The organism is Nitrobacter sp. TKz-YC02, from assembly GCF_049852135.1.
In the GTDB taxonomy this organism is placed as follows: domain Bacteria; phylum Pseudomonadota; class Alphaproteobacteria; order Rhizobiales; family Xanthobacteraceae; genus Nitrobacter; species Nitrobacter vulgaris.
In genome coordinates this window covers 691,720-712,500 of sequence record NZ_CP180728.1, presented here as the reverse complement: position 1 = coordinate 712,500, position 20,781 = coordinate 691,720, and the positions used below count along the sequence as shown (strand labels likewise).

Below are 20,781 nucleotides of genomic sequence, written 5' to 3'. Positions count from 1 at the left end.
GATCGAACCGATAGCGAGGCGGTCAAGCTTCGCTAACAGGATCATTTACAACCCGCTCACCTCGCAACTTGCGTTACGACATGACCGAGCGCCGAAATGACCTGGAGATAGTGAATGGGCGCCGACCGTGCTTCACAGCACGACCCGCGATCCAGACTCGGATCGATCTCCTCTTTACGATGTCAGAAATCCCGCACGTCCATCTATAACAAATGAGGCATGCGAAGCGTTGTTTTCGCGGACGATATCAATCGAACAATGCCGATCAATCAAACCATCTGGTGGAGCCAGACGGGATCGAACCGACGACCTCATGCTTGCAAAGCACGCGCTCTCCCAGCTGAGCTATGGCCCCGTACCAGAAGACGAATGCTGCACTTGATCAAATGGTGGGCCTGGGAAGACTTGAACTTCCGACCTCACGCTTATCAAGCGCGCGCTCTAACCAACTGAGCTACAAGCCCCTAACGACTAGGGACAGCGCACTCCGCCGGCTTAACCGGATCATGAGCACAAGCGCCGCCCCTGGCGCGTGTTCGTCCGCGAAGAAAGAGAAACGAAGACGGCGAAATCCCGCCAATGCAGCTCAACGATCCTGACGATCGTTGGCCACTGATGTTTCTAAAACGGTTCGATAACAGCAAGCTGTTGAAGAACCATCCTTAGAAAGGAGGTGATCCAGCCGCAGGTTCCCCTACGGCTACCTTGTTACGACTTCACCCCAGTCGCTGACCCTACCGTGGTCGGCTGCCTCCCTTGCGGGTTAGCGCACCGCCTTCAGGTAAAACCAACTCCCATGGTGTGACGGGCGGTGTGTACAAGGCCCGGGAACGTATTCACCGTGGCATGCTGATCCACGATTACTAGCGATTCCAACTTCATGGGCTCGGGTTGCAGAGCCCAATCCGAACTGAGACGGTTTTTTGAGATTTGCTAGGGGTTGCCCCTTTGCTTCCCATTGTCACCGCCATTGTAGCACGTGTGTAGCCCAGCCCGTAAGGGCCATGAGGACTTGACGTCATCCCCACCTTCCTCGCGGCTTATCACCGGCAGTCTCCTTAGAGTGCTCAACTAAATGGTAGCAACTAAGGACGGGGGTTGCGCTCGTTGCGGGACTTAACCCAACATCTCACGACACGAGCTGACGACAGCCATGCAGCACCTGTGCTCCATGCTCCGAAGAGAAGGTCACATCTCTGCGACCGGTCATGGACATGTCAAGGGCTGGTAAGGTTCTGCGCGTTGCGTCGAATTAAACCACATGCTCCACCGCTTGTGCGGGCCCCCGTCAATTCCTTTGAGTTTTAATCTTGCGACCGTACTCCCCAGGCGGAATGCTTAAAGCGTTAGCTGCGCCACTAGTGAGTAAACCCACTAACGGCTGGCATTCATCGTTTACGGCGTGGACTACCAGGGTATCTAATCCTGTTTGCTCCCCACGCTTTCGTGCCTCAGCGTCAGTATCGGGCCAGTGAGCCGCCTTCGCCACTGGTGTTCTTGCGAATATCTACGAATTTCACCTCTACACTCGCAGTTCCACTCACCTCTCCCGAACTCAAGATCCTCAGTATCAAAGGCAGTTCTGGAGTTGAGCTCCAGGATTTCACCTCTGACTTAAAGACCCGCCTACGCACCCTTTACGCCCAGTAATTCCGAGCAACGCTAGCCCCCTTCGTATTACCGCGGCTGCTGGCACGAAGTTAGCCGGGGCTTATTCTTGCGGTACCGTCATTATCTTCCCGCACAAAAGAGCTTTACAACCCTAGGGCCTTCATCACTCACGCGGCATGGCTGGATCAGGCTTGCGCCCATTGTCCAATATTCCCCACTGCTGCCTCCCGTAGGAGTTTGGGCCGTGTCTCAGTCCCAATGTGGCTGATCATCCTCTCAGACCAGCTACTGATCGTCGCCTTGGTGAGCCATTACCTCACCAACAAGCTAATCAGACGCGGGCCGATCTTTCGGCGATAAATCTTTCCCCGTAAGGGCTTATCCGGTATTAGCACAAGTTTCCCTGTGTTGTTCCGAACCAAAAGGTACGTTCCCACGCGTTACTCACCCGTCTGCCACTGACGTATTGCTACGCCCGTTCGACTTGCATGTGTTAAGCCTGCCGCCAGCGTTCGCTCTGAGCCAGGATCAAACTCTCAAGTTGGACTTGAAACTTTGAGCCGGCTGATCACAACGTTTGACGAGGTCCCACCATTTTTTGTTAGCCGAAGCTAACAGCCATCCGCGATTCACATCGCTGATGACGATGGTGTAACCTTTAAAACGTGTACCGCCGAAGTCTTTCGTCCGGCCTCAATCCACGAAAGCCGAAGCCTTCATTGATCGAGACCCGCAAGGACTCCGCCGTCCACGTTTCTCTTTCTTCATCTTCACTTGTCAAACAGCCCGGGTCCAAGGACCCACCTTCCATCTCTGGAAGCTCCGCGAAGCGCTCACCGGACGACAAATAACAACCGATGGCTATCGGCTGTTGAGTCACTCAACCTAGTGAGGAGCTTCACCGACGCAGCTAAGGGCCTTGGTAAGGCCCAAGGCCGCGCCGCGTTCAGTGGCCGGTTTATAGTCCCACCCTCGGACGCTTGTCAACGCCCATCGTCAACAAATTGTTGCATCGGGTAAAACAACATCGCAGGCCAAAAAGCCCTGCGAAACGCCGTACTTGAGCCACATTCCTGCGACGTTCTCTAGAAATAAGTCTTGAATCGCCGATTGCTAGGGGCAGCGGCCATTATCGTTATGTCCAGGAACCGGTAGCTTTCAGCAGACGGTGGTCATCCACGGTCGCATCGCCTTGTCCAGGCGGCCGCAATGCATCGAGGGCTCAGACGCCGTTGATGTTCGTGACCCAGGCCAACCGGCGGGAGCCTTGAGCATGAAGCACGCGAATCTTTCGTCTCTCGCCCGAGGGCGTCGGACGCCGGGATACGCAAGAGTTTCGCCGGTTGCAGGAATTTGGGGGACGGCGGATTGAACGCAGCACGCAGTGGGGATCGAGGACGCGAGACGGGGATCATTGACCTGGGTCATGAGCCGCCGCTTTCTGCGGACGGATCCGAAGCCGCCGTCATCGACCGCCGCCGCATCTCTGTGCAGTGGTTCAGCGGCACCATTCTTACAGGCCTGTGCGGCGCGGCTCTTATTGGCGGCGCCGTTTTTGCATCGCTCGATGGTGAAACCACCTTTGCGAGGGTAGCCGAGCGCGTCGAAGGCGGACTTCGCGGCTCGTTCGGAGCCGGTGACCATCAGGCCAGCCTTCACAAGAGCGATCGTCTGCCGCCGCCGAGCGAGGCGGCCGCTGCAAGGCAGGTCATTCGCGTCTCGACCGTGACCCGCGCCGGCAATCGCGACGTGATGCGGGTCCGGCCCTTCGTTCGGGTATCCGGCAACCTGTCGATGGCGACCGGCGATCTCAGCGCAAAGATTCCGCCATTCAACGCGCAACGCCTGCTGGCCGATGGTGGTAGCCACGCCCGCACTGCCCAAGAAGATGCAAGCACCGCCGCAGCGGCCGAACCAGACGCCGAAGTTTCCTTCGTAACCCGTGATCTCGCACTGATCCTCCCGAAGGCGACCATCGCAGCAACCATCCCGATCGATGAAGTTCTGATGCGGGTACGCGAAGCCTCGAACTGGCGCGGCAACAGCGGCGTGCGGTACACGATGGCCGAGGCTGCGGTAGAGACCGCTGGCCCGACGTCGGGCATCAAAATGGCCTACGCCGCCGAAGGTAGCGTGGACCCCTATGCAGGTTTCGAGGCCCGCATCGTTCCGGAAAACGTCACGTTGCTTTCGAAAACCAGCGAACAACTTACTGGCGGCAATCCACTGGGCGAGCGCGTGCATCTGGTCAGGAGAGGCGACACTATCGCCTCGGTGCTGCGGGACCAGGGCGCGACGCCGGAAGAAGCCCATGCGATCGCAAGCACGCTCGGACCCCGAGGCCACGACGGTGGACTCAGGGAAGGCCAGAAGTTGCGTATCCTGATGGCGCCTGCGGCCTCCGACCAGCGACTCGTCCCCTACCGCGTGATCGTGGCGAACGATTCCACCATCGAGGCTGTCGCCGCACTGTCGGATCTCGGCAATTACGTCGCTGTCGACGTCGCCAGCATGAATTCGATCGCCGATGTCGCTGACAGCAACGACACCGACGATGACCGCGGAGTCCGACTTTATCAAAGCATCTACGAGACCGCGCTGCGGGACAAAGTGCCGCCAGCGATCATCGAGGACATGGTCCGCATCTACTCCTACGACATCGATTTCCAGCGCAAGGTCCAACCCGGCGATTCATTTGACGTCTTCTACGCCGGCGACGACGAAGGAACGCCGACGACCGAGAAAAACGAAGTGCTTTATGCCTCTCTCACCGTGGGTGGTGAGACCAAGAAATACTATCGTTTCCAAACTCCCGACGACGCCGCCGTCGATTATTATGACGAGACCGGCAAGAGCGCGAAGAAGTTCCTGGTCCGCAAACCGGTCGCCAGCGCGATCATGCGATCAGGATTCGGCGTTCGGCGCCACCCCATCCTCGGCTACGTGAAAATGCACACCGGCGTCGATTGGGCGGCACCTTATGCCACACCAATTTTCGCGACCGGCAACGGCGTCGTCGAAAAAGCAGAATGGGAAGGCGGCTACGGCAAGTATGTCCGTATCAAGCACAACAACGGCTATGAAACCGCGTACGGCCACATGTCGGCCTTCGCCAAGGGCCTCGAGCCAGGCAAGCGCGTCAGGCAAGGGCAGGTGATCGGCTTTGTCGGTTCGACCGGCCGCTCCACCGGAGCGCACGTGCACTATGAAATTCTCGTTAACGACCGCTTCGTCGATCCGATGCGCGTCCGGCTTCCGCGGGGGCGATCACTGGACGGCATGATCCTGGCCGGCTTTGAGAAGGAACGCGACCGGCTCGAGGCGATGATGAATAGCCGCGGCGCCGTTGCCAGGGTATCGGATGCCGCAGGCTCACCTGCCCTACCGCTGCCTCGGCAGGTCTCCAACCGCTAGACTTTTTCGTTTCTGACGCGGATTAGACGCGTGGCTTCTATGATTGCGATCTGACGCGTTGTCTTCGCGCGAACCGACATCCACTTCGCTCGAAACGTCCTAGTCGGAACAAGCCTGGTTGGTTCGCCGAAAGAGTAAAGGCAAGCAAAAATCTCTCAGCGCGGCGGAAATTCGCAACTTGATCCAGCATACGATCAGGTAGAGACAATCCAGATTCGAGCATATCGATAATAGCTGCATGGAACGTCCATCCGGTCAGAGTGTGTGCCTCTCTTCCAGACGAACGGCGATGGCCCGAGCCGACATTTCAAGTACGTTTTTTGAGCATGGCTGTTCCTGTCCGCTTCCGATGGACATGCGACCCGTTTGACTTCAGATCTGAGCATGACCGACCATCGCAAGCTGCTGCGTGCCCTCTTCGACGCGAGTGTCGCCGCCGCGCATCCTGACAACATTCTCGAGGCACATCTGCCACCCGCGCCGGAAGGCCGCGTGATCTGCCTCGCCGCCGGCAAAGCCGCCGCTGCCATGGCCGCAGTGGTGGAACGACACTATCTCGACGCTGCCGGTCTTGATCCCGCCCGGCTGACCGGCCTCGCCACCACACGTTACGGCCATAGCGTGCCGACGCGTCGAATCAAGGTGATCGAGGCCGGCCATCCAGTGCCCGATGAAGCGGGTTGGCGCAGCGCCGGCGTCAGTCTGACCCTCGCGAGTACCGCGACAGCCGACGATCTGCTGCTGGTATTGCTTTCGGGCGGCGGCTCGGCGAACTGGATTGCGCCTGTGGATGGCGTGTCGTTCGCTCAGAAGCAGCAGCTCAACCATGCCCTGCTCCGCTCCGGCGCCCCGATCGGCGAAGTCAACACGGTGCGCAAGCACTTGTCGCGGATCAAGGGCGGCCGTCTTGCGCGCGCGGGCAGGCGCGCCGAGATCGTAACGCTGGCGATATCGGACGTGCCGCGCGATGAGCCGACGGCCATTGCCTCCGGCCCCACGGTGCCGGACCCAACCACGCTGGCCGACGCCCGCGCGTTGGTCACAAAATACAAAATCGTATGCGACGATGCTGTTAGCCGTGCCCTCAACGATCCCGTCAACGAAAGCTGCAAGCCCGGCGACGCCGCCTTCGCCCGCACCCGTTTCGAGATCGTCGCACAGCCAAGGACTTCGCTCGACGCCGCCGCCAGACTCGCACGCGATGCCGGCTTTGACGTGCTCGACCTCGGCGCCAATCTCGAAGGAGAAGCTCGCGGCGTTGCAGTGGAGCACGCGAAACTAGCGCTGAGAGCGCGAGCTGACGGCCGTAAGCTCGCCATCTTGTCGGGCGGCGAACTCACCGTAACAGTTCACGGCAACGGGCGCGGCGGCCCCAATCAGGAATATGCGCTGGCGCTTGCATCACAGATTAAGGACGCGCCCGGCATTTCCGCGCTGGCGGCCGACACCGATGGTGCCGACGGCGGAACGGGCGATGCCTCCGATCCCGCCGGCGCGGTGATCGATGCCAGCACGTTCAGGGCGATGCGCTCACAGAACCTCGACCCCGCCGTCTATCTCGTCAACAACGACGCCACCGGCTTCTTCGCAGCCAGCGGTGACCTGCTATTCACAGGACCGACGCTCACCAACGTCAACGACATACGGATCATTCTGGTGGATGCCGTCTGATTGGCGCTCTCGCTGCGCAATTAGCTTAACCCGAGCGGGATGAAGAGGTGCGTAGCGGCTTTCCGCCTGCATCCCACCTCTCAAAATTCTGGAATCGATCACGTGCGTGATTTTGGATCGCCTCGACCCAGAATCATGATCGAGCTGCTGTTCAGGCGGCAGCTTCGTGCTCCTGACAGATCGCATCGCCGTCGTAGTCGGAGAGGGACTCATCGAGCAAGCTGCAATGATGCGGTGAGGCGCTGCCCGGTTTGGCATTGCGGCGGAAATGCCTGCATGTGCGGCAAATTCCGAAAGCCCGTCCGTCGTTCCTCGCGATCGTTGCCGATAGGATGCCATGTAATGTCGCGAGCAACTCGCCAGCATCGCCGCCCGTGGCGGCCGTAATGTCGTCCGCCAGCCGCCGCAGCGGATCACTCCTCAATACGGCCTCACCGCGCCGGGTCAGCGCCAATTCGACCGAGCGACCGTCGCGCCGGCTGGACTGCCGCGACGCCAACCCCTTCTGCTCCAGCGCAATCAGGGTTTGTGAAATGGTCCCGCGAGTCGAGCCAACGTAACCGGCAAGCGCCGCCGGCGTGCGCGAAAAACGGTTAGCGCGCGACAGGTAGCGCAACGCCTCCCACTGCGCAGGATTGAGCTCCGCGATGTTTCCGCCGCTGCGGGTCAACCGGTCCAGGCGGTCAATCAGATAAGCCGCCTCAAGGGCCGTGGACAATGGCATAGTAGCGACTCGCTATTTTTAGTTGACACTCCGATCGTCGATCAGACATATAGTATCGACTCGATATTAACAACTGGAGTTCTCTATGTTTGCCTTCATGCCCAAGCTCTCGACGGAAATGTTAGCTTTCATCCTGCTCCAAGGTGCGCTGGCGACCTCCGCTTTCGCCCACGATATCCATTCCAAACCAGATGCGGCGGTGCCACCGGCGTTCGACGTTACCAGCGCCTCCGCCTCGACCGACGGCCGGCTTGCCACCTTCGCCATGGAGGTCAGCGGCGATGCCGGTTCGCTGAAACCGCAAAAGGTCGGAAAGCTCGCCGGTGCCAAGGTGGATGCCTACGTCTGGCCTACCAAGCTCGATCCCGCGACGGTCGGCTTTGCCAAAGGTTCCGGCATCCTGGCGCTCGCCATTACCGCGCATCCGGACTTTGACGACACACCGCTGTTCGATGAAAACGGCGATGGTGATCCGACCAATGACGGCGCGGGCTGGCATTCGCACTGGGTGGTGCTGGCCAGCGACAAGGCCTGCGCCGGCGGCCTCAAGGTGCTGGACATTTCGCCGGGGCAGGATCTATTGTCGGCCACCGCGCCCGGCCTGCCTCTCGCGTTGGACAGCCCAGGCATGAGCCCCATTCTCAAAGGACAAACGGTGCGTATTACCGTGCCAGTCAAGGGAGCGGAGAACGTCAACTTTGATGCCGTCGCCGCGCATCTGCAGGTCAACGAAGCCGGAAAGGCACCGCTTCTTTGCGTCACCGGCACCTACAAGGTCGCTTCCGGCAATCTCACATTGCCGGGCATCATCACCAGGGAAAAGAAATAGGCGTTTGAGCTGCGCGACCGTTATGCCGGTACCAACGCAGCCTCCTCGTCGTCGGCCAGGTCGTCGAGCGGCACGAACGTGCTGAGCGGCTTTGTTGACAACGTAATGGGCTTGCGCTGGCCGTGCTGCGACGGAACATGGGGTTGCCGTGCGTTGCGTGACAGTGCGAACAGCGTAGAACCGACGCGGCCACCGACTGCGACCAGATCACGCTCGGCGCAGCTTGAAGCGATTGACAAAGCCAGTGCGTGCAGATGGCTCCGGTGGTAGCAGAACAGTGCCAGCATCGCTCGTACATCCGGAGCGACGCTGGCAATGAGCTGAGGCAACCCATGCTCGCTGGCGCGATACATGGCGCCCAACAGATCATCCTTGACTGGGCAGATGTCGTTCTCGAAAGCGTCGGCGCTAGAGCACATGCGCAACTCTCCTCAAGTCCTGAGGATGCAACACAATTCCCTAACGAGAAGTTAACCACGCCGGCAAAGTCAGGCCGGGGAGACTTGCATTCCGGTTCCGAATCAAACCGGGCCATGATTCGCGATTCGCAGGTGCCGCCGCCAGATCACGTATTTCAGGTCACGCGTTGAATGCCATGACGATCGCCAGACCGAATCCGGTGAGATGATGCAGTGTCTGATCGACGCCTATCAGCGTCCAGAACCAGGGGTGCTGATGTGTCACGTCGAAGGTGGAGACACAGATACCCTTGGCGCGATCCACGACGATATGAATCGCGAAATCGATAAAGGCGATGAACCAGAAGCGTGGTGCGATAAGGAGAATCAGCACCAGCGCCAACACGAGATGCACGAGACAGTGCGAGAGCAGCGGCAGCGCCCAACCGGTCTTTTGATCCTTGCCGACCGCCATCCAGGAATTCTGCAACACGAAATCGGCCAACACATGCTTGATGGTCAGCACGACCATCCAGCCCACAAGCGGACCTACTGCGATCGACGACGACAACGAAGGAAGTATCACGCAGACGCCCCTGCTAATGTCCGGTTTTTGAAGTTCGCATATTCATGAACGAGCGTTCTGCGCATCGAGCGGCTCAAACACCTTCATTATGCCATCTCTGGACCGGGATACACCGCTCAATCGACCCTCCGGGTGTCGGCACCGGCCCGCTCCCTTATCCCCGCGATAACCCGCTTCAACGATTCCTGCTGGGGATCACAATCCACGGCCGCCCGCGCCTCGGCTATTGAGACACCCAGATCAGAGCAGACCATCACGCCGTCGAAGGTCGGTTTGACAAGATGGTCGATGATCAGATTCCAGTTACGCAGATTCTGAGCGTAATCATCCCCGTATCCCTGCACCATTTCGGCCGTCGCAACCACCGCGGCGACCGCGGCAGGCTGCTTTGCCAGGCTGCGATCGATCATATGCAGCCAGCGCTCGACCCAACCGCGCTCATTGGCATAACGGAGAGATGACAGCCGCCATCGCCTGAGCGACGTCTTGATTCTGAGGGATCTAACCCCCAATCCACTCGCTGCACTGAACCGCATGGTGACCGGCAGGTGCCGCCACCCGAGGCGGTCAAGCAGCGAGAATACAGGATCGGCTCCCCGTTTTGGGAGCACGGACACCAGCTCGTCGAGACGTAGCTTGCGAATATCGGACGGAACATGCAGACCCATTCGGAATTCAGCAAGCTTGAGCTGCGCCATGCGGATAGGATCGTCATAAGCCATACGCGCGGCCATCAGACGCGCGATATCGGCAAACACTTTGTTATCTACATTGCGCCGGCCGATGAACCGCCGAAGCCGGGCGACATACAACTGCGCGTAACCTGCTCCTTGATAATCGATCAGGTGTTTCACGCCATCGACCGCCACAAGCCTCGCTTCTTCAGGCATGTCCGCTGGCAGCGTTGGAATCAGATGGTTGTTCTCGCCTGAAACAGTCGCGAACATCGAACGGATGGCGGGAAGAACGTCTGCGGCTTTGCTTCTGCCGAAATTCATGCGAGCTTGGGCGTCATGACCGCGGGCGCCGCATGTTCAGCGAGCCGCTCTTCGAGCCTGCCGATGTTCTGAAACAGCCGCGCGCTGGCCAGCCGCAGGAAATAGAAACCAAATTCCGGGTTCTGGACGTAAAGCTCCTCGACTTGGCGGTAGCTCACGCTGAGCACCGTGCCGCTCTCGATGCACTCCAGCGATTGGGTGCGCTCGTTGTAAGGAGACAGCATGCCGAGCTCACCGACGATTGCGCCGACCGGGAGCTCAATGCCGGACTCCACCAGACGGTAGCGGCCGCTGACGATGTAGAACATCGTCTCCGCCTTTTCGTTCTTATAGAACAGCATTTCTCCGAGCTTGCACTTGCGCTTGGTCATAAAGGGCTTCAGCCAGTCCATCGAGAGATCGCTGTTGACGGACTTCTTCACCTCGCGCACGAGCAGAAGCATCTGGTGCAAGCGATAGCCGTTGAGACAGAACAGTCCTGCGTGGAGCCCCAATTGCAGGAAATTGTGGAGCGGAAGCGCAGTGATCATCAGCATGAGATTGGCCAGCATGCCGAAAGCACGGAGCGGGATCATGGTCCGCATGGTGCAGGTGGCGACTACAAAGAACGAAGCGGCCACGCCGCCGACGGTCCCGAAATGTTCGGCTAAATGTGATATGTCCATGGCAATCCAGCCAAAATTCCTGACGTGATGTGAAGCGTAGCGAACTATGAGGGAAGACAGCGGAGGTTATACCGAATTCTATCCAATATCCCGGCAAAAAACGCGCTTGGGAAAGCTGCCTTTGTCCATGGACGCGACGCTAGATCGCCGCCAGGCGTGTTCGCAACTGGCAAGGGCGGATTAGGCGCCAGGGAGGCAAGCCAGGACGCATCCTGTTGCGGACGTTCCGCAAACCGGAAACGGATCACATCGGTTTGTCTCGAAAGCATCGAGCCTCGAGGACGGTGGGGTCAATTCCCTTGCAGAAGAAAGATTGTATGCTAGCCGGCCGTGCCTTTAAGCTAAGCTGCCTGCAGACATCTGCCCCGGCGAATATCAGCGGTGCCGGCGTGACATTGCAGTGGGGGCTGGATGGCCAAGTGGATCGAGGAATTCCGGCGCGGATGGCAGGGAGTCTCCGAGCCTCCGGCGGTTCTGGGTTTCGGCCTCACGGCCGCCTGCCTGATGCTCGCCACCGCGTTCCGCTTTGGCATCTCGCTGCTGCGAACGGACGTGCCCTACAGCATCTATCTTCCCGGCGTTTTTGTCGCAGCCGCGTTCGGCGGAGAGCGAGCCGGAATTGCCGCCGCGATTGGCGGCGCAGCTCTCGGCGCGATGCTGAATTTCGGCGAGGCGCCGCAGGTTATGGTCGCGGCAATACTTATGGCGATCTATTTCGTCGTCGCGGGGCTCATCATCCTGGGGGTGCGACGCCATCGTTCTCTCGTCGTTCATCACCGCGAACTCACGACCGAACTCGAAAAGGAACAGCGCTATCGCGAACTCGTGGTGGAAGAACTCCGCCACCGCCTCAAGAACAAACTCGCCACTATTCATGCGGTGACCAGACAGGCGCTTCACGATTATCCGGCGGCCCGGGCCAAGATCGACGGCTGCTTCGGCGCGCTGGCCACAGCCGATGACCTGATCGCACGCACCGACGAACGTGGCTGCGATATCATCGATCTGCTACGCTCGGAGCTCGGCCCCTACGGCCACGTCCGGTTTACGCTGAACGGCGGCCCCCTCTTTCTGCCGACGAAGCTCGCGGTCAGTTTGGCGCTGATGTTTCACGAACTCGCCACCAACGCCGCCAAATACGGCGCATTCTCCACGCCCCATGGCCTGCTCCATGTGTCTTGGACTGTAACCAACGGCCTGCTGTCAATCGTCTGGGACGAATCAGGCGGGCCTATGATCACTGCGCAGGGCAAGCCGGGGTTTGGAACGCAGCTCCTGAATGCCGGTCTGCGGGCGTTCGACGGGAAAGCGGAGATCGCGTTCCTCGGCACAGGGCTGCACTGCATCATGCAATGTCGGATCGATCCGCCACCGGCCGATAAGAAAAGCGGAAGTTTATCCGGGCGGTAATTCTTGCAGCGCGACTGCGTCGGCGGAGCGCAGATGCAGGAGTTGATCGCCGCATCTTCAGCATAGGTATCTCGGCATCCGATCGCGCCGACCCGCATGTTGGCTCGCCAAGGCATGGCCAGAAAAACGCCACGGCCGCCCGCCCATTCGCTCAAACTTGCCGCGAGAGAGGCGGGAACGCAATGCAGAGCTCTCGGTTCTAGTCGATGTTGCGCTGCGATGTGCGCAGCTTGATGACCTCGACAAGGAGTTCCACATGCGAAAGTACATTCTGTCTATGGCTGCTGCGGTTTCCCTCGGCGCGGCCACTCCGGCGATGGCCTATGACTCCGGTGGCCTTCTCTCGATGCAAGAGGCGCTTGGCTTCGCGTTTGAAGTCGGTATTGCCGCTGTCTCTGACGCGGAGTTCGCCGGTCATGAGTGGCAGGTCGAAGGCCGCGACGCAGCCGGCCAGTATATGGAAGTCGACGTCGATGCCACAACGGGCGCGGTGCTCAACGTCGACCGATAAATACCATTAGATCGAACAAGGCCACGAATGTTCCGAGGTTGCAGCACCGCGCCAGCACTCGACGCCCAGCGAACAACTTTGTTATTTGCCACGCTCAACGTCCACAGGCTGCACGCGGGGCGCCACCAAGATCGGTCCGTATCGGAGCGCGAACAGGCCGAAGCTACCGATCCACAATGCAGCCGAAACCTCGATCAACATCGCTGACGATCCGCTATCCCAAGCTGCCACCCGCGCGATGGCGGCGAGTATCACGAGCAGGTAGATCAAGGTGGTGATCCGATCCGCTGTGAGGGCGCGTCCGGTGTGGCCGAGCGAAACGCGGGTCATGACACCAAGCGTCATCGTTCCGATGGCGCCGGCGGTCAGCGCGTGGATTGCCGCGACCTGAGGCACATGATCGGTCAGCATCGAAACGCCCAGCAAAGCCGCCCCGACGATGACCCACAGATATCCGATGTGAAGAACGGTCAATAGCGGTTCGGCCCTGGCAGCCACGCCGCGCCAGCGGCCGAGCCGCCAAAGATTGAGCGCCGCGGCGAGAAGCAATAGCCACCCGAAAGGCCAGATCCCGGGAAAAATCGCCCATCCGATCATCCCCGCATGGAGCGTCACAAGTGCAAGGCTATCGATGTGTCCGTGCTCGGCCGGAAGGCGGGACGCATTTTTCTTGACAAGCCAGTTACGCGTGAAACTCGGGACGATCCGACCGCCGACGACCGAGATCAGGACGATGATCGCGGTCAGCGCCAGGCGCCATCCCAGACCCGCGGGTACCGAAGAACCTGCGAGTTCCAGATACATTAGAAGATCTGCGACGCCGAGCACGGCAAGTGGGACCGGCATGACCATGTTGCGCCAGTTGCGGCCCACAATGATTTCGCGAGCGACAACCCCGCAAAGCACGAATGGGAAAGCAAGATCGATTGCCGCAGCCAGCCCGAGCGGGATCGACGTTGAAACAAGACACGTAACGCGACCCGTGAGCCACAACGTCGCCAGTGCGGCGAGCGGCAGACCGCTGATCGGAGCGCGGTCGGTCCAGTTCGGAATCGCGGTCAGCAGAAAACCGGCGATCACAGCCAGGACGAACCCGAACAGCATTTCATGGATATGCCATGTGAGGGGATCGAAGCGACTGGGCAGCGTGAGCCCCATTGCGAGCATGGCGATCCATCCGGCGAGCGCCACCGCCGACCAGACGCCAGCCATCAGGAAGAACGGTCTGAAGCCGATCGTCCAGATCGCAAACGGCCTCGCTCTTGCACTCTCCACTTCCGACATGGCCATGCGCCATCCTCCCATGGTTCCGCACGACCATATCAGCAAGTGCGGTGTTTAGTGCGCGGTCTGGATGGTATCCTCGATGCTCGCGCATGAGATGGGCACAGCTTGCACGCTCAGGTTTTGAGTCGGAAAAACCGTACTATCACCGCAGACGATGCTCGGATTAGCCCGGGTTGCAGCTTCGCCAGTTCGACAAGATCGCGAACAATTCATCGCGCGAAAACGGTTTCGAAAGTCTGGGCCGATCCGAGTATTCCGCTGGAAAGGCTTTGTCGCCGCTATAGCCAGTCATGAAAGCAAACGGAATCTTCAACGCGGCCAGCCGATTGGCGACTGCAAAACTCTTATCTTCCGAAAGACCGACGTCAAGAAGCGCGAAATCGGGAGCGCGTTCTGCGATCATGGCCAGCGCCTGCGCCACATTTGAAGCAGTCCGGGCTGACGTCACGCCAAACTCCGCAACGGTCTGCTCAACGTCGATCGCGATAATGATATCGTCCTCAACGATCAACACGTCGCGAGGGATGCCGGCCGGCACCGAAGCTGGATCATCGGGAACAACGGAATCCATAACTTCCATGAGGTGTCGTCCGAACGCCATGGCGACGAACTCGCTGGAACCCAATCTGATCCGGTTCCCGCATGGAACTGACCACAGCGATGAAGCTTTGTCTGTTCACTTCTGCACATAACTTGATAAGCGCTTGCGTTAGGAAGCGCTAAAAAGGAAGGCGCAGCATGGCGGCACAGGACACGAACCAGCAGGACCGACCGAGCAACAACCTTCTGCGTCGGCTAAGCGATACCGATTTCACACTGATCAAGTCCGGTCTAGAAGCCGTCAGCAGTCAAAACGACGACCTGCTCTATAATCCGGGAGACGATGTCGAAACCGTCCACTTTCCCTGCGGATCTAGTCTCGCGTCCTATCTCGTCCCCAACGAGGATGGCCGCGATGTCGAAACCATTCTGGTCGGACGGGAGGGGGCGGTCGGCGGCATCGTTAGTCACGGCCATCTGCCAGCCTATACACGCATTATGGTCAAGGTCGGCGGGCCATTCGTGCGGTTACGGGTTGCGAAACTGGAAGCCGCAAAAACAAAATCCCCCACGCTGCAAGATCTCTTCGCGCGTTATGCCGACTGCATGCTGGCGCAGGTTTTTCAATCCACCGCCTGCAACGCCATCCATTCGGATCGAGCAACGCACGGCCAAGTGGATCCTGTCGGCGATGGAGCGTACCGGTAGCGATCTCGTACCACTTACCCACGAGCAGTTATCGACCATGCTGGGTGTCGGGCGCAGCTATACCAGCCGCGTGATCCAGACCTTCAAGATTGAAGGCGTTCTGACGACCCGGCGAGGCGCCATTCTGGTATGCGACCGGGCAGCCTTGGCTACTCGCGCCTGTCTCTGCAACGAAGCCGTAAGGAACCATTTTGAAGAGGTTTTGCGTGGCGTTTACCCGACCGAAGCACCAGAACCCGCAAAGTAGTTCCCGTCATCAGCAAAATGAGTTCGCCAAACGGCAAACGACGCATTGTTTTTTGACGATTTCCGGCTATATAGCGTCGCAGCGAAAGCGCCGGAGCCGCAATGTGGCTGTTCGCACCTGATTCGGCATTTCAGACAAGAAGTGGCAATGACCTGGCCGGAAGCGACGAATCCCTAACCGCTTTTGCCGCGTGAATCGATCACGCCGCGCCCTTCTCGTGACCTTATCCCCGTAAAATAAGACCGCCGCCCAAAACCGGGGCGATGCGCGGTTTTCTTGATGAAGAAGAATCAACCCATGAATCTCCGTAACGTCGCGATTATCGCTCACGTCGACCACGGCAAGACTACTCTCGTGGATCGCCTGCTCCAGCAGTCCGGCACTTACCGCGACAATCAGCGTGTGGTCGAGCGCGCCATGGATTCCAACGACCTGGAACGCGAACGTGGCATCACCATCCTCGCCAAGGCCGCTTCGGTGCAATGGAACGACATCCGCATCAATATCGTGGACACGCCCGGCCACGCGGATTTCGGCGGTGAAGTTGAGCGCATCCTTAACATGGTGGATGGCGCCTTGGTCCTGGTGGATGCGGCCGAGGGTCCCCTGCCGCAGACCAAGTTCGTGGTCTCGAAAGCACTGAAGGTTGGGCTGAAGCCGATCGTCGTTATCAACAAAGTAGATCGCCCGGACGCCCGTCCGACCGAGGTCATCAACGAGGTGTTCGATCTGTTTGCTGCGCTCGAGGCCAGCGACGAACAGCTCGACTTTCCGATCCTCTACGGCTCGGCAAAGCAGGGCTGGATGGCAGATAGCGCGGAGGGACCCCAGGATGCCGGCATGCAACCGCTGTTCGACCTGATCGTACGGCATGTCCCACCGCCGCAGGTAGAGGACGGACCATTCCGCATGATCGGGACGATCATCGAGGCCAATCCCTATCTAGGCCGTGTCATCACTGGCCGAATCTCCTCGGGCATGATCAAGCCGAACCAGAGCATCAAGGTGCTGGCGCGGGACGGGAAACTGATCGAGCAGGGCCGCATCTCGAAAATCCTCGCCTTCCGCGGTCTCGAGCGCACGCCGCTCGAGGAAGCAACGGCTGGTGACATCGTCGCCATCGCAGGATTGACCAAGGGCACGGTGGCCGACACCTTTTGCGATCCCGCTGTCGAGGAGCCGCTTCCCGCGCAGCCGATCGATCCGCCGACTGTCTCCATGACCTTCATGGTCAACAATTCGCCGCTGGCTGGCACCGAGGGCAGCAAGGTGACGAGTCGCATGATCCGGGACCGATTGCTGCGCGAGGCTGAAGGCAATGTCGCGCTACGTGTGACGGAGGCTGCGGACAAAGATTCGATGGAGGTATCAGGCCGCGGCGAATTGCAACTCGCGATCCTGATTGAGACCATGCGGCGCGAGGGATTCGAGCTATCGGTATCGCGGCCGCGCGTGGTGCTGAAAAAGGACGAGACGAGCGGCGAATGGCAGGAGCCGATCGAGGAGGTCGTGGTCGACGTCGACGAGGAGCATTCCGGCGTTGTGGTGCAGAAGATGAGCGAGCGCAAAGCCGAAATGACGGAGATGAAGCCATCGGGCGGCAACCGGCTGCGGTTGGTTTTCTACGCACCGACGCGCGGCCTGATCGGCTATCAGGGCGAACTTCTCACCGACACCCGCGGGACGGCGATCATGAACCGGCTGTTCCACGGCTACGCGCCCTACAAGGGTGACATTCAAGGTCGCCGCAACGGGGTGCTGATTTCCAACGAACAGGGCGAAGCCGTGGCCTACGCGATGTTCAAGCTGGAGGATCGTGGCCCGATGATGATCGAGCCCGGCTGGAAGGTCTATCGCGGCATGATCGTCGGCGAGCACACTCGCGATAACGACCTCGAGATCAACGTGCTGAAGGGCAAGCAGCTCACCAACATCCGCACCACATCGAAGGATGAGGCGGTGCGGCTGACACCGCCGATTAAGATGACTCTAGAAAAGGCTCTGGCCTATATCGAGGACGACGAACTCGTCGAAGTAACGCCGAAGTCGATACGCCTGCGCAAGAAGCATCTCGATCCCAACGAGCGCAAGCGCGCCGAGAAGACCAAGGAGATGGTGGCGTAATATCAGGCGCCGATGTTTCGCTGTCTGCAACGAGTCCGCGGCGACGGCTGCGGAGATGACATATCGATCGCATGATTTTCTGCGATCTGCCTCCGGTGAAATGGAATGAGCGAAGCGTTTGCCAATAATATTCCGCTGGATGATGTAAGAGCCTTGATCGTTCAGGCACGCGCCTTGATCTTCGATGTCGACGGAACACTCGCCGAAACGGAGGAGGCTCATCGCAAGGCCTTCAATACCGCATTCGCTGAAGCTGGCCTTGATTGGTGCTGGGACCGCACCCTCTACAAGGAATTGCTGCGAGTGACAGGTGGAAAGGAACGTATCCGCGCATTCGACGCATCGCGAAATGGAGCTTCTCCACAGCTGTCGGATCGCGAGATCGCGGAATTACATCAGGCCAAAACCAGATTATACGCCGAATTGGTGACTAATGGCGGCTGTTCGCTTCGGCCAGGCATTCACGCCCTGTTATCCTCGGCACGAAAGCGCGCGCAGCCTCTGGCGATTGCGACCACGACCTCGCGCGACAATATCGATGCGTTGCTGACGGTCTCGCTAGGCAAGGACTGGGCACAGTGGTTTGTGGCTATTGCAGCCGGGGACGAGGTGCGGAACAAGAAGCCTGCACCGGACGTCTATCTCAAGGTTCTTTCCCAACTGGACCTGCCGGGATCGCAATGCCTCGCCATCGAAGACTCCGGTAATGGTCTCGCTTCGGCATCGGCCGCGGGAATTCCTGTCCTGATTTCACGCAGCGCTTATTTCAGCGACGATGACTTTTCAGGCGCGGCTTTTACGATCGATGACTTCACTCACATTTCAGACATGCCCGAGAATAATTCGGATATGTGATCGGAGAGATTCTCTCGTCGAGGATTTTAGAACGAATAAAGAAAGCGCATTCGCCAAAACGACTCTTTTCAGAACGCCTTTTCTTTTAAATCTATCAAAACTATTTCCATTCATGGTCTCAGCAAGTCCGGCCGGAACAACCTTCGTCTGACCATTCCACCTTGGGCGGCGATATAGATTTGCGGGAGCGTCGGGCGGCTTTAGGCCATTCCGACGCAGAACGCCCTCTCCAGACGTTTCGTCGGGCAGCCGCCGATGATGGGGATTCCTTGAGGTCGAGAAGCTGACGCATTTGCGGCAGGCATACCCGCTCCGCGTCGAAATGCTCGACGACAAATTGCCGGGCAGCCTCTCTGATGGCGTAAAACCGATCAGGTTCCTGAAGCGCTTCAACGACCCGCGCAGCCACTTCATCGACCGCAAAAAAAGGAACCAACAGACCGTTGTCTCCGGAACTGATGACTTCACGCACAGGTGGCGTGTCCGACCCTATCACCAGACAGCCGGCGCTCATCGCTTCCAGCGCAGACCAGGATAGCACGAAGGGGTACGTCAGATAGACATGCGCCGATGACACCTGAAGTGCTGCGATAAAAGTGCTGTACGGAACACCGCCCATGAAATGAACGCGCGACATGTCGATCCGATCGCGTACCTCCTGCAGAAAAATCGACTTCCAATTGCTGCCCGCCGGCGGAGGAAGGCCATACGACAATCCATCCCTGCCGATAATGACAATCTGTGCGTTGGGCCGCCGCCTCAATATTTCCGGAAGCGCGCGCATAAAGATATGGTAACCCCTAAGCGGCTCCAGGTTACGCACGACAAATGTCACGATTTCATCCGAGCGACCGACTTGACGGCCGTTTGGAAGCATCAGACGCGCCCGGGGATCAGGTCGCACGCGCGATGTATCGATCCCTTCGTGAATAACTTCGATCTTGCTTTGATAATGCCTTGGAAAAGTCGACTGCTGCCAATTTGTCGGCGAAATTCCGACATCGCAATCAGCTAATGCAAGCAAGGTCGTCGCGTTCTTGAGTTGCAACCCGATATGGCCATCCAGGCCCGAGATTGGGAATTCCGGATCGAAGCCGATGTCGCGACCTTCGGCGCCGTAGAAGAACTCGCAATAGACCACTTGCCGCGCCTTGGGAAACATGGTGCGCAACGGCAGCGTTTCGCCCCATCCGGGATGGGCAAGGATGACATCCGGCGTAAATCCCGATGACGCCAGTGTTGAAAGGCTGTAAAGCACCTGCTCAGCGCGACGACATTCAAGATCGAAACGTCTAGCAAACGGATGCGTGCCCGAAACGTCAGCGTCAGGCAGAGCATATCTAATCAACTTGACCGAAGGCATCGGCTGCGCATTCGATGCACCAATCGCGGCGAGTTCAAATCCTGACTCACTCGCTAACGCCGCCGCGAGATTTCGGTACTGTGCCGGGAAATTATTATGCACGAATAAAATTTTCATCGGCGTGATACCTCTGGTTAGGATCGCGCTACAGCATGCGTCCCGCTATTTAGAAAGACGTTCCATCGTCGATGCCTTCTCATCGTCGATGCCTTCGAGACAATCTCGTCTAAATGTTTGCACATTGACAAGTTCCAAATAACTCGAGGCTTGTTCATTCAGCTTTCACTTCCGTCTGACATCTTCCTGCCCTAAAAGTCGTCGAATAGTCGAGACCGGATGGACACGGATAACGAAGTCGCCGTATCACCCATAAATATGGCTAGCGCGGGACATTCGCGATGAGGCTCAAGTTTAAACAACATGTTTCCGATTATCTTCCGCAGATTCCGCACCCGGATTTGAGCAGCGTTGAGGATATTCCGGATTCCGTCGACAGCATCGCAGACTCCATCATCCTGCTGAAAGACGAGAACGACAAGTTGCGCAAGATGGCCGCATCGCTGAGTGTGGAGGCTGAGGACATCCGGCGATCTCTTTCGTCTACGAAATCGACGACCTTGTTGGCCTGATCATTTACTGGAGCCATGTGCTCAGCACGACTGCCACTAGGAACATGATTCGCATCGGTATCTCGGAGAGAAATTGATGTATCCCGGCCGCTTCGTTTTCTCAGAGAGACGGCAATCGCGGGATCGACAACTTGAGAACGGAAATGATGTCTATAGTGGTTGCATCTCGGTTTGATCGTCTTCCCGTGATTTCACGACAGCGGGTTTTCTG

General features: G+C 58.7%; 16 protein-coding genes, 2 tRNA genes, 1 rRNA gene and 1 pseudogene. 9 read left to right on the top strand and 11 right to left on the bottom strand.

Annotated features, from left to right (window positions below; genetic code table 11):
• Nucleotides 1-279 precede the first annotated feature (279 nt).
• The 3 genes from ACM561_RS03330 to ACM561_RS03320 form a co-directional block, all read right to left on the bottom strand.
• Nucleotides 280-355, bottom strand: a tRNA-Ala gene (locus ACM561_RS03330).
• Between the two features lie 32 nt (nt 356-387).
• Nucleotides 388-464 (bottom strand) — tRNA-Ile (locus ACM561_RS03325).
• Nucleotides 465-666: 202 nt separating this feature from the next.
• Nucleotides 667-2,155: ribosomal RNA gene (locus ACM561_RS03320) — 16S ribosomal RNA — on the bottom strand.
• Between the two features lie 824 nt (nt 2,156-2,979).
• Between ACM561_RS03320 and ACM561_RS03315 the strand changes: the two genes are divergently transcribed.
• Both ACM561_RS03315 and ACM561_RS03310 read left to right on the top strand, forming a co-directional pair.
• Nucleotides 2,980-5,025, top strand: a complete 2,046-nt coding sequence (locus tag ACM561_RS03315; RefSeq protein WP_425908025.1) for a M23 family metallopeptidase — start codon at nt 2,980-2,982, stop codon at nt 5,023-5,025.
• 384 nt (nt 5,026-5,409) lie between these two features.
• Nucleotides 5,410-6,696 (top strand): glycerate kinase type-2 family protein, encoded by a 1,287-nt coding sequence (locus tag ACM561_RS03310; protein ID WP_425908023.1) that lies wholly within the window; start codon nt 5,410-5,412, stop codon nt 6,694-6,696.
• A 151-nt stretch (nt 6,697-6,847) separates the two neighbouring features.
• Here the strand turns inward: ACM561_RS03310 and ACM561_RS03305 are convergent, their stop codons facing one another.
• Nucleotides 6,848-7,420: a MarR family transcriptional regulator gene (locus ACM561_RS03305; protein WP_425908021.1), complete on the bottom strand. Its 573-nt coding sequence runs from the start codon at nt 7,418-7,420 to the stop codon at nt 6,848-6,850.
• A gap of 85 nt (nt 7,421-7,505) precedes the next feature.
• On the opposite strand from ACM561_RS03305, the gene ACM561_RS03300 reads away from it, so the two are divergent.
• Nucleotides 7,506-8,249, top strand: coding sequence for a hypothetical protein (locus ACM561_RS03300; RefSeq protein ID WP_425908020.1), 744 nt, complete (start codon nt 7,506-7,508; stop codon nt 8,247-8,249).
• 20 nt (nt 8,250-8,269) lie between these two features.
• On the opposite strand, the gene ACM561_RS03295 is transcribed toward ACM561_RS03300, so the two are convergent.
• The 4 genes from ACM561_RS03295 to ACM561_RS03280 all read right to left on the bottom strand — a co-directional run bounded on the left by ACM561_RS03295 (nt 8,270) and on the right by ACM561_RS03280 (nt 10,896).
• Nucleotides 8,270-8,668 (bottom strand): hypothetical protein, encoded by a 399-nt coding sequence (locus ACM561_RS03295; RefSeq protein ID WP_425908018.1) that lies wholly within the window; start codon nt 8,666-8,668, stop codon nt 8,270-8,272.
• Nucleotides 8,669-8,828: 160 nt separating this feature from the next.
• Nucleotides 8,829-9,233, bottom strand: coding sequence for a DUF3307 domain-containing protein (locus ACM561_RS03290; RefSeq protein ID WP_425908017.1), 405 nt, complete (start codon nt 9,231-9,233; stop codon nt 8,829-8,831).
• A gap of 116 nt (nt 9,234-9,349) precedes the next feature.
• Nucleotides 9,350-10,231: a DUF6537 domain-containing protein gene (locus ACM561_RS03285; protein WP_425908015.1), complete on the bottom strand. Its 882-nt coding sequence runs from the start codon at nt 10,229-10,231 to the stop codon at nt 9,350-9,352.
• Nucleotides 10,228-10,896 (bottom strand): Crp/Fnr family transcriptional regulator, encoded by a 669-nt coding sequence (locus ACM561_RS03280; protein WP_425908013.1) that lies wholly within the window; start codon nt 10,894-10,896, stop codon nt 10,228-10,230. Before ACM561_RS03280 ends, ACM561_RS03285 begins: the two co-directional genes overlap by 4 nt.
• Nucleotides 10,897-11,307: 411 nt before the next feature.
• Between ACM561_RS03280 and ACM561_RS03275 the strand changes: the two genes are divergently transcribed.
• Nucleotides 11,308-12,306 (top strand): sensor histidine kinase, encoded by a 999-nt coding sequence (locus ACM561_RS03275; RefSeq protein WP_425908011.1) that lies wholly within the window; start codon nt 11,308-11,310, stop codon nt 12,304-12,306.
• A 256-nt stretch (nt 12,307-12,562) separates the two neighbouring features.
• Nucleotides 12,563-12,817, top strand: a complete 255-nt coding sequence (locus ACM561_RS03270) for a PepSY domain-containing protein (protein WP_425908009.1) — start codon at nt 12,563-12,565, stop codon at nt 12,815-12,817.
• An 81-nt stretch (nt 12,818-12,898) separates the two neighbouring features.
• Here ACM561_RS03270 and ACM561_RS03265 read toward each other — a convergent pair whose 3' ends face one another.
• The gene (locus ACM561_RS03265) at nt 12,899-14,107 is read right to left on the bottom strand and encodes an NnrS family protein (protein WP_425908007.1); all 1,209 of its coding nucleotides are present in this window, start codon (nt 14,105-14,107) and stop codon (nt 12,899-12,901) included.
• A 160-nt stretch (nt 14,108-14,267) separates the two neighbouring features.
• On the bottom strand, nt 14,268-14,675 hold the full coding sequence (locus ACM561_RS03260) for a response regulator (protein WP_425908005.1): 408 nt from the start codon (nt 14,673-14,675) through the stop codon (nt 14,268-14,270).
• Between the two features lie 167 nt (nt 14,676-14,842).
• Between ACM561_RS03260 and ACM561_RS03255 the strand changes: the two are divergent.
• The 3 genes and pseudogenes from ACM561_RS03255 (at nt 14,843) to ACM561_RS03245 (ending at nt 18,578) form a co-directional block, all read left to right on the top strand.
• Nucleotides 14,843-15,599, top strand: a pseudogene (locus ACM561_RS03255) (Crp/Fnr family transcriptional regulator).
• Between the two features lie 297 nt (nt 15,600-15,896).
• Entirely contained in the window at nt 15,897-17,723 is a 1,827-nt protein-coding gene (gene typA, locus ACM561_RS03250) for a translational GTPase TypA (protein ID WP_425908003.1), read from the top strand.
• Nucleotides 17,724-17,828: 105 nt separating this feature from the next.
• Nucleotides 17,829-18,578 carry an HAD-IA family hydrolase gene (locus tag ACM561_RS03245; RefSeq protein ID WP_425908001.1) on the top strand — a complete coding sequence of 250 codons (750 nt, stop codon included), beginning with the start codon at nt 17,829-17,831 and terminating at the stop codon, nt 18,576-18,578.
• Nucleotides 18,579-18,696: 118 nt separating this feature from the next.
• Here ACM561_RS03245 and ACM561_RS03240 read toward each other — a convergent pair whose 3' ends face one another.
• Nucleotides 18,697-20,058 carry a glycosyltransferase family 4 protein gene (locus tag ACM561_RS03240; RefSeq protein ID WP_425907999.1) on the bottom strand — a complete coding sequence of 454 codons (1,362 nt, stop codon included), beginning with the start codon at nt 20,056-20,058 and terminating at the stop codon, nt 18,697-18,699.
• Between the two features lie 281 nt (nt 20,059-20,339).
• Between ACM561_RS03240 and ACM561_RS03235 the strand changes: the two genes are divergently transcribed.
• Nucleotides 20,340-20,570: a hypothetical protein gene (locus ACM561_RS03235; RefSeq protein WP_425907997.1), complete on the top strand. Its 231-nt coding sequence runs from the start codon at nt 20,340-20,342 to the stop codon at nt 20,568-20,570.
• Nucleotides 20,571-20,781 lie beyond the last annotated feature (211 nt).